The sequence below is a fragment of the Trichlorobacter sp. genome, from assembly GCF_030247655.1.
Classification (GTDB): domain Bacteria; phylum Desulfobacterota; class Desulfuromonadia; order Geobacterales; family Pseudopelobacteraceae; genus Trichlorobacter.
Window position 1 is genome coordinate 1 of the sequence record NZ_JAOTRZ010000142.1, and the last position, 7472, is coordinate 7472.

Annotated in this window: 8 protein-coding genes; 7 read left to right on the forward strand and 1 reads right to left on the reverse strand. The window is 51.2% G+C overall.

From position 1 onward, the window contains the following. The 5 genes from OEL57_RS11665 to OEL57_RS11685 all read left to right on the forward strand — a co-directional run. Positions 1-643: HD-GYP domain-containing protein (locus OEL57_RS11665; RefSeq protein ID WP_300740705.1), on the forward strand; the 643-nt coding region annotated here is incomplete at its 5' end. 28 nt (positions 644-671) lie between these two features. Next, a complete protein-coding gene (locus tag OEL57_RS16935; RefSeq protein ID WP_300740706.1) occupies positions 672-1955 on the forward strand; it encodes an LssY C-terminal domain-containing protein in 1284 nt (427 codons plus the stop codon). A 42-nt stretch (positions 1956-1997) separates the two neighbouring features. Then, positions 1998-3290, forward strand: a complete 1293-nt coding sequence (locus tag OEL57_RS11675) for a response regulator (RefSeq protein ID WP_300740707.1) — start codon at positions 1998-2000, stop codon at positions 3288-3290. Further along, entirely contained in the window at positions 3287-3988 is a 702-nt protein-coding gene (locus OEL57_RS11680) for a hypothetical protein (protein ID WP_300740708.1), read from the forward strand. The genes OEL57_RS11675 and OEL57_RS11680 overlap by 4 nt, the downstream gene beginning before the upstream one ends. A gap of 152 nt (positions 3989-4140) precedes the next feature. Then, on the forward strand, positions 4141-5592 hold the full coding sequence (locus OEL57_RS11685; RefSeq protein WP_300740709.1) for a hypothetical protein: 1452 nt from the start codon (positions 4141-4143) through the stop codon (positions 5590-5592). Positions 5593-5762: 170 nt separating this feature from the next. On the opposite strand, the gene OEL57_RS11690 is transcribed toward OEL57_RS11685, so the two are convergent. Beyond that, positions 5763-6005, reverse strand: a complete 243-nt coding sequence (locus tag OEL57_RS11690) for a helix-turn-helix domain-containing protein (protein WP_300740710.1) — start codon at positions 6003-6005, stop codon at positions 5763-5765. 165 nt (positions 6006-6170) lie between these two features. Between OEL57_RS11690 and OEL57_RS11695 the strand changes: the two genes are divergently transcribed. Further along, the gene (locus OEL57_RS11695) at positions 6171-6419 is read left to right on the forward strand and encodes a hypothetical protein (protein WP_300740711.1); all 249 of its coding nucleotides are present in this window, start codon (positions 6171-6173) and stop codon (positions 6417-6419) included. Then, positions 6412-7472 (forward strand): site-specific integrase (locus tag OEL57_RS11700; RefSeq protein WP_300740712.1); only part of this gene is annotated, 1061 nt, incomplete at its 3' end. The genes OEL57_RS11695 and OEL57_RS11700, both read left to right, overlap by 8 nt.

Below are 7472 nucleotides of genomic sequence, written 5' to 3' on the forward strand. Positions count from 1 at the left end.
CATGGCCTCACTGGCCGAGACGCGGGACAATGAGACCGGCAACCATATCCGCCGTACCCAGTTGTACGTGAAGCTGCTGGCCGAAAAGCTGCGCCACAACCCCCGCTTCAGCGCAGAGCTGAACAAGGACAAGGCCATTGACCTGCTGGTTAAATCAGCACCGCTACATGATATCGGCAAGGTGGGGATTCCGGACCGGATTCTTCTGAAGCCGGGGCGTTTCGAGCCGGATGAGTTCGAGGTCATGAAGCGTCACACCGCCCTGGGACGCGATGCGATTATCACGGCTGAAGAGTCGCTGGATCTGGAACTGCCGTTCCTGCACTACGCCAAGGAGATCGCCTACACCCACCAGGAAAAATGGGATGGCAGCGGTTATCCGGAGGGCTTGTCCGGTGATGACATCCCTGTTTCCGGCCGGATCATGGCGGTGGCTGATGTCTATGACGCCCTGATCAGCCGCCGGGTGTACAAGCCGGCCATGCCCCACGACAAGGCGGTCAGCATCATTATTGAGGGCAGAGGCTCGCACTTTGACCCTGACATGGTTGATGCCTTTCTGTCTATTGCCGATGAGTGTAAGGCAATTGCTGATCGCTATGTCGATTCAGATGCCGATCTGGAGAAGGCGGCCTTTAAATAGTGGTTTGCGCGAAATCAGGAGAATATCTGTGAAGAACGGATTGAGTAGATTTCTGAAAGAGAGATGCGTGCCCTTTACACTGGGTGCATTTCTGTTTTGCACACTCCTGTGCCTTTCGGGGTGTGTACCATTCCAGCCGAAAGAATTTGATGAATGCCGGTATCTGTCCCATGCCATTGCCAAGTCTGACGGTGACGTCACGGTTACTGCTGACATCCTGACCAGGGCTGAAGCAGAGGAGTTCTTTGGGTTTGATTTTGTTAGTAAAGGGATTCAGCCGGTTTGGATCAAGATAGAGAATAAGGGACAGGCTGCCTATTGGTTCATTCCACACCGGCTTGACCCGGAATACTACTCTGCAATGGAAGCAGCAAATATTGCCTACGGAAGCCGCTCTTCTGCGGAGCACAAAAAAATATATGACCATTTCTATGATGTGCGTATGCCACGTCTTGTGCCTCCAAAGGAAACCAGTAAAGGGTTTGTCTTCACCAAGTTCGAACCGGGATTAAAGCATATTGTCATAAAGCTGACCGGCAAGACGACTAAACGTTTTATGTTCGCCCTTGAGATTCCGGGCCCCGAGATGGATTTCCAAAAGGTTATCTTCTCAAAGTTCTATAATGGTCATGAGGTGAAAAATCTCGACATAGCGGGGCTTCGGCAGGAGTTGGAGAAGCTTCCCTGCTGCACCACGGACGCTATGGGCGCCAACCCCGCCGATCCGTTGAACCTTGCGATTGTCGGAGACCGGACGCAGGTCATGGCCGAGTTGCTTGGACGCGGCTGGGATTTGACCGAAACCATCAATATGGGTTCGGTGTTCAAGATGCTGTTTTCAGATGTTTTTGGTATTCGCTACCGGACTTCTCCCGTAAGTCCACTGTATCTTCTGGGCCGTCCACATGATTTTGCCATGCAAAAAGCGCGCAGCACCATTGATCGGAGAAATCATCTCCGTTTATGGCTAAGCACTATGAAGTTTGAAGGAAAACCGGTTTGGCTTGGGCAGATCAGCCGCGACATCGGGATAAAATTCACCTCAAAATCGCCCTATTTTGTAACGCACGAAATTTCAGAAAATATAGATGAATCGCGCCACTATCTTGTCGAAGATATGCTCGCCTCAAATGCTGTTGAAAAAATAGGATATATACGGGTTTCCAAGCCATCCACCTTATCTACTCCTCGGCAAAATCTGACTGGCGATGAGTATTTTACCGACGGTCTCATGGCGGTTGTTTTCTTGGTGGACAGATATGTTCCTTATAATGAGGTGTCCTTTCTTGAGTGGGAGACCCCGTATCACTAGTTTTAACTGATTGTGATGTGCCTATGGGAAAGGAAAACAAGCGTGTCAAGTGAGCACAAAAAAGAGTATACCGTGCTGGTGGTTGATGATGTGCCGGATAATATTGATATCCTGAAAGGGGTGCTATGCACTGACTTTGTCGTGAAAGTCGCCACAAGCGGCGAAAAAGCGCTGGCCATCGCCGAATCGGCCCTGCCTGACCTGATCCTGCTGGATATCATGATGCCGGGCATGGATGGTTACGAGGTCTGCAGCCGGCTGAAACAGATTGAAGCAACCCGTGATATTCCGGTTGTTTTTGTCACGGCCCTGACAGAGGCGGTTGATGAGGAAAAGGGTTTTGAGGTCGGCTGCGTTGACTATCTGACCAAGCCGGTCAGCCCGTCAGTGGCTTTAGCCCGTGCCAAGACCCATATTGCACTGCGTCAGGCCCGGCAGGAACTGCAGGAATGGAACAGTAACCTGAAAGGTCGGGTCAAGGGGCTTTCCTCGCTGGTAACGGAAAAGGTTCAAGAACTTGCCTCTGCAGGAACTGCGGACCGCAGGAGCAGGGAAGAGTGGCTGGACCTGCTGGTGCGGTTGCTTGACATGCAGGACAGTGACCTGCCGGGGCATGCCTCCCGGGTGGCTGAGATGTCGGTTTCCGTTGCAAAGCTGGCCGGATGCAGTGCCGCCGAGGTTGAGACCATCAGGTTTGCCGCCCTGCTGCATGACATCGGCAAGGCCGGTCTCCCGGTAGAAGCTGTCGCGCCACTTCCTGACAAACTTTCGGATGCGCTGAAAAAGATCTACCTGACCCATCCGGTGCGGGGGCAGTTGCTGATCAGCAACATTGACTGGCTGCAGGAGGCCGGTGTGCTGATTCGCCATCACCATGAGCAGGTGAACGGTTCAGGGGTGCCCGATCGTCTGATCGGTGACGAAATACCACTGGGGTCAAGGATACTGGCTATTGCCGACTACATTGACCGCTATACCAGCCATGGCACCTCAGGCACCATGCTGCATAATGTACTGAAAAGCCTGCGCAATCTTGCCGGACGCACGTTCGATAAAAACCTGATAGCCTATTTTGATGATGTGGCGCCGGTTGTGCTTGATAAGCCAGAGCTTGACAAAGAACTTTCAGAAATAATCCAGATTGATGCACTAAAGCCCGGCATGATTCTGGGTGAGGATATCAGGACCATGTCAAATATTGTGCTTGCTGAGCGGGGTGACGAGGTTTCGCCAGGGTTATTGCGGCAACTTAGGCGTGCAGGCGATATCGATTCGGTTAGCACCACAAAGATTCTGGTTCAACTACATAGGCGGGAGCATACGGAGGAGCTATGAAAATCAGTTCTTTGGCAGGTTCTGTTCTGGCGGTTTTATTGTGGCAAAATGCATCGGTCTGTATCGCTACAGATACACCAATTCAGGCTCATCCCCCTGCTGTTGTTTTTGTGGCGCCGGAGGAAGGTGGCCCCCGCAACTGGGCCGTGAGTGCTGCCTCGAAAAAGCCGGTCAAGCTGTTCGAGAAACAGTCCATTAGCTCAAAAGTACTCAAGAAATACCATTCTGGCGCCATCCTGGATAACCTTGGCTGCCAGAGCATCAAGGAAACGGTCTGGTGTGACGTGCAGCAGTTTGGGGGCGGGCCGCGCGGTTATGTCCAGGCATCGTTCCTGAAGCCTGCGGCTTCGCCGAATGGGGCGGTTGCCTGGGGACCTGACAATTCGGCGACACGTGCCGGTGAGGGCAGGTTTGATGCAACCGGCATAATGCCGTGCGCGTTTTCACCGGGTCAGCCGATGGCACAGTGCGAGTACGGCGTTGCCCGGGCAGGTGGCGGTTATGCCACGGTCGTAGTGAAGCGGCCTGATGGGCGTACACGCACCATTTTCTTCCGGATGGGAAAGGCCATCGGCGCCGACACCAGCCAGGCGGATGGCTATCCACCCTTCAAGGTGCGAAGAAAGAACGAGCTCAATCTGATCAGTATCGGCAAGGAGCGCTATGAGATTCCCGATGCGGCTCCTCTCGGGGGGTGACATCTGGAGTATGCTTTGATGGATCTTTTTGTGCGGTCCATTACTGGAAAGTCGCAGCAGATCCTATTGGTGTTTCATTACGTGCTGTGTACCGGGTATCCCGCAATGTAGCTTGGTCAGTCTGACTAACTATTGTCAGAGGAGGACAGCAGATGGAAGATGCTATGAACAGGCATCATGCGGCAGTTTTGAAGATACTTATTACTATTCTGGCTACCATGTTACTTGTCTTCCCTCCGGCGAACTCTTTCTCTGAAGAACCCACCCCTGCCTCACGTGCACCGCAACAGAAGTTGCAGTCAATCGTCATGGGTATGGCGGATGAATATATTGCCGCCCTAGGTGAATCAATGTATCTGCTGACACGCAGTGGTACCATTGATTCCAAGGGGCGCTGGTTATCTCTTTCTTTCCTTCGTAACGGCGTCGGTGCCAGTCTCGATATCGCGGTTGGCCCCAACCCGCAGGTAAGTCTGCTTGATTTGCTGGTTTTGACCTCACTGCAGTCTTGGGCGTTTGAAAAACACTGGATACCAAACGGTATTGGTAATGCTGGCAAACCGGCGCTGGCGCGTCTGAAACAGGCAGAAGCCCATGCCTGGGCTGCTGCCGGAAAACAGCTTACTGAAGCACAGCTGCAGACCCTGAAAAGGTTGATTTCCGCCTGGATAGCGGAAAACTCTGATCGAACCGTGGTTTCGCTGGTCAGGTTCAGTGATTTTGGCGACTCCCGCAAGATCAGTTCACTTTCTCTGCGAGGGCAGGCACATGGCCTGCTCAGCGAGGTGAGTGAAGCAAGCGCTGCGGTTGATGATGTTCGTCTGCTGGGTGAACGGGTACTCTGGTTTGCCGGACGGTATCCCTACCTTTTGGGGGAACAGTCCGAACTGACCGCTTATCGGGTCTTTGATCAACCAGAATTCAAGCGGCTAATCGAGGCCAGCAAATCTGCACAGGAACTTTCCGACACCCTGAGTAGGCGGATCGCCACTATGGAGACTGACCTGAAGCGACAACAGGATTATCTGTTCGGCAAATTGGCTGCCGAGCGCAGGGAGGCGGTGAAGCAGGTAAAGACAGAGCTTGATGCCAGCATCTCCAGCACCATCCAGCAGGCAGACCAGAAGATTCAGGCTGAACGGACCAGAGCTATCAACCATTTCTTCCAGATGTTCGGGCAGGAACGGAAAAAGCTCCTGGATGATCTTACGACACGGGAAAAACAGGCCGGTGCCTTGATGGGGGATCTACGCAAGACACTGGAACTATCGGATACCACCGTAAAAGACGTGGCTGCGACAACCAAAGAGATCGATAAACTGCTTTCCCGTTATCAGGAAATTCAGCGGAATGTTGCTCATCCCTTAAAACTGGATGATGTGCGAGGTGCTGCAGTTGAAGCCGGGAAAACCGCTGAAAAAACCACACAGCTGCTCGAGAAATTGACTATTTTACTTGAATCAAAATCATTTGAGCGCGCGGTGACTACATTGCATGACCCGATTGACAGGGCTGTTGATCGGCTCTTCTGGCGGGGTGTTGTATTAATCTGCCTGCTGATCGGCGGGCTAGGCCTTTTGCGTTTGCTCCCTTCGAAAAGATGACGCCATAGTTCGGGTTGCAGTTCAACGCCTTTCATACCCGGCATACGGTAGTCGGATATCTCCAGATCGACAGGTCCCTGATCATGCAACAGATCTAGCGCCTCCAAGACCTGCCCTATCTACGAGTTCAGCCTTAGTCATTGCGATTTGTCCTCATTGTTTTTGTCTGATTACACCAGCAATTCTTCAGATTTGTCAGCCACATGTTCCATAACCTGCCCCGCTGAACATTCAAAATAAGCACAAAGCTTATCGATGTTATCAGTGGTGGTGTTATACCCCCTCTGACTACTTATCCGAGACGGGGTAACTTTACTTACCCCTGTCTCTCGGGCAATCATTTCAAGAGTAACCTTCTTTCCGGTTTTGAACTTCCGCTCAGCAATCATTTCCTGCAGATAAAATCTGATCATCGCTATCTCTCCCCACAAACAGACTTGCTGTGCCGCTATAACATCAAAAAGCACCAACAAGCAACTCATTCTTTATTTTATTATCATATATGACACTTAAACAACTTGACATGATATTTTATGTTCTGGTATGGTTTATTTAACAAACTAACAGGAGGTATCATCATGAACACCAACCAGCCCGTAACCTATCTGACCACCGAGGAATTGGCATTGCGCCTGCACTATGCACCACGCTACATCCTCAACTGCCTGAAGGATTCAGTCCTGTTTGAGGGAATCCATTACATCAAGCCTTTTGGCCGCCGGAAAATACTGTATCTCTGGGAAGCAATCGAGCGTGACATGCTTACCAGTTCTGCACTGGAGGTGCCGATGATTCCAATGGCTCACGGAGGTATTTGCCATGGGTAATGTGAGTGTTCGAAAAGAGACTGGCAGGTTGTATTTTGATTTTCGCTATCAGGGAAAGCGTTGCCGAGAGCAAACCCTACTGGACAATACCCCTGATAACGTCCGTAAGATGCAGACAATGATGAAACGGATTGATGCCGAAATCACGTTAGGGACATTTGACTATTCCCGCTACTTTCCGACATCATCAAACGTGTCTCATTTTCAGCCTAAAAATGAAGAGAGTGGGCTTCAAAATACTAACGAACCGGATAGTAGTGACGATACACCCACCGTAGATGATTTTTCAAAAGAATGGTTTGAAGAGAATCAGATTCGTTGGAAGCGGTCATACCGTTACATGATTCGCTCTACACTGGATGGGCACCTGCTACCAGCGTTCGGGCAGAAGAAAGTCAGCAACATCACCAAGGGGGAAGTACTCAAGTTCCGTTCCACACTCGCCAAAGTAAGCAACGGAAACAAAGAGGGACTTTCACCTGACCGGATAAATCATATCATGACGCCATTGCGTATGATACTTGCCGATGCCGCTGACAGACACAACTTTACCACACCGTTTATCGGAATAAAACCACTGAAGGTACCCCGTACCGAGGTTGACCCTTTTTCACTGGATGAAGTCCGCCAGTTTCTGGCCAAGGTGCGGGCAGACTTCAGGGACTACTACATAGTCCGCTTTTTCACCGGCATGAGGACATCTGAAATTGATGGCCTTAAATGGAGCAATGTTGACTTTGAGCGGAGACAGATTCTGATCAGGGAAACCGTGGTTATGGGTGAAGAAGACACCACCAAGACTGACAGTTCCAGAAGGTTTATTGAAATGAGTAAACCGGTCTATGAAGCCCTGCTGTCACATCATAAGGTAACAGGTGCAAAGGAAGGATTTGTATTCTGCACCCGAACCGGTGAGCCTATGAACTACAGTAACGTGACCAACCGGATCTGGTACCCGACACTCAGGCTACTTGGCCTGAAAAAACGCCGTCCTTACCAGACCAGGCACACCACAGCTACCCTGTGGCTCGCTTCAGGTGAAAATCCGGAGTG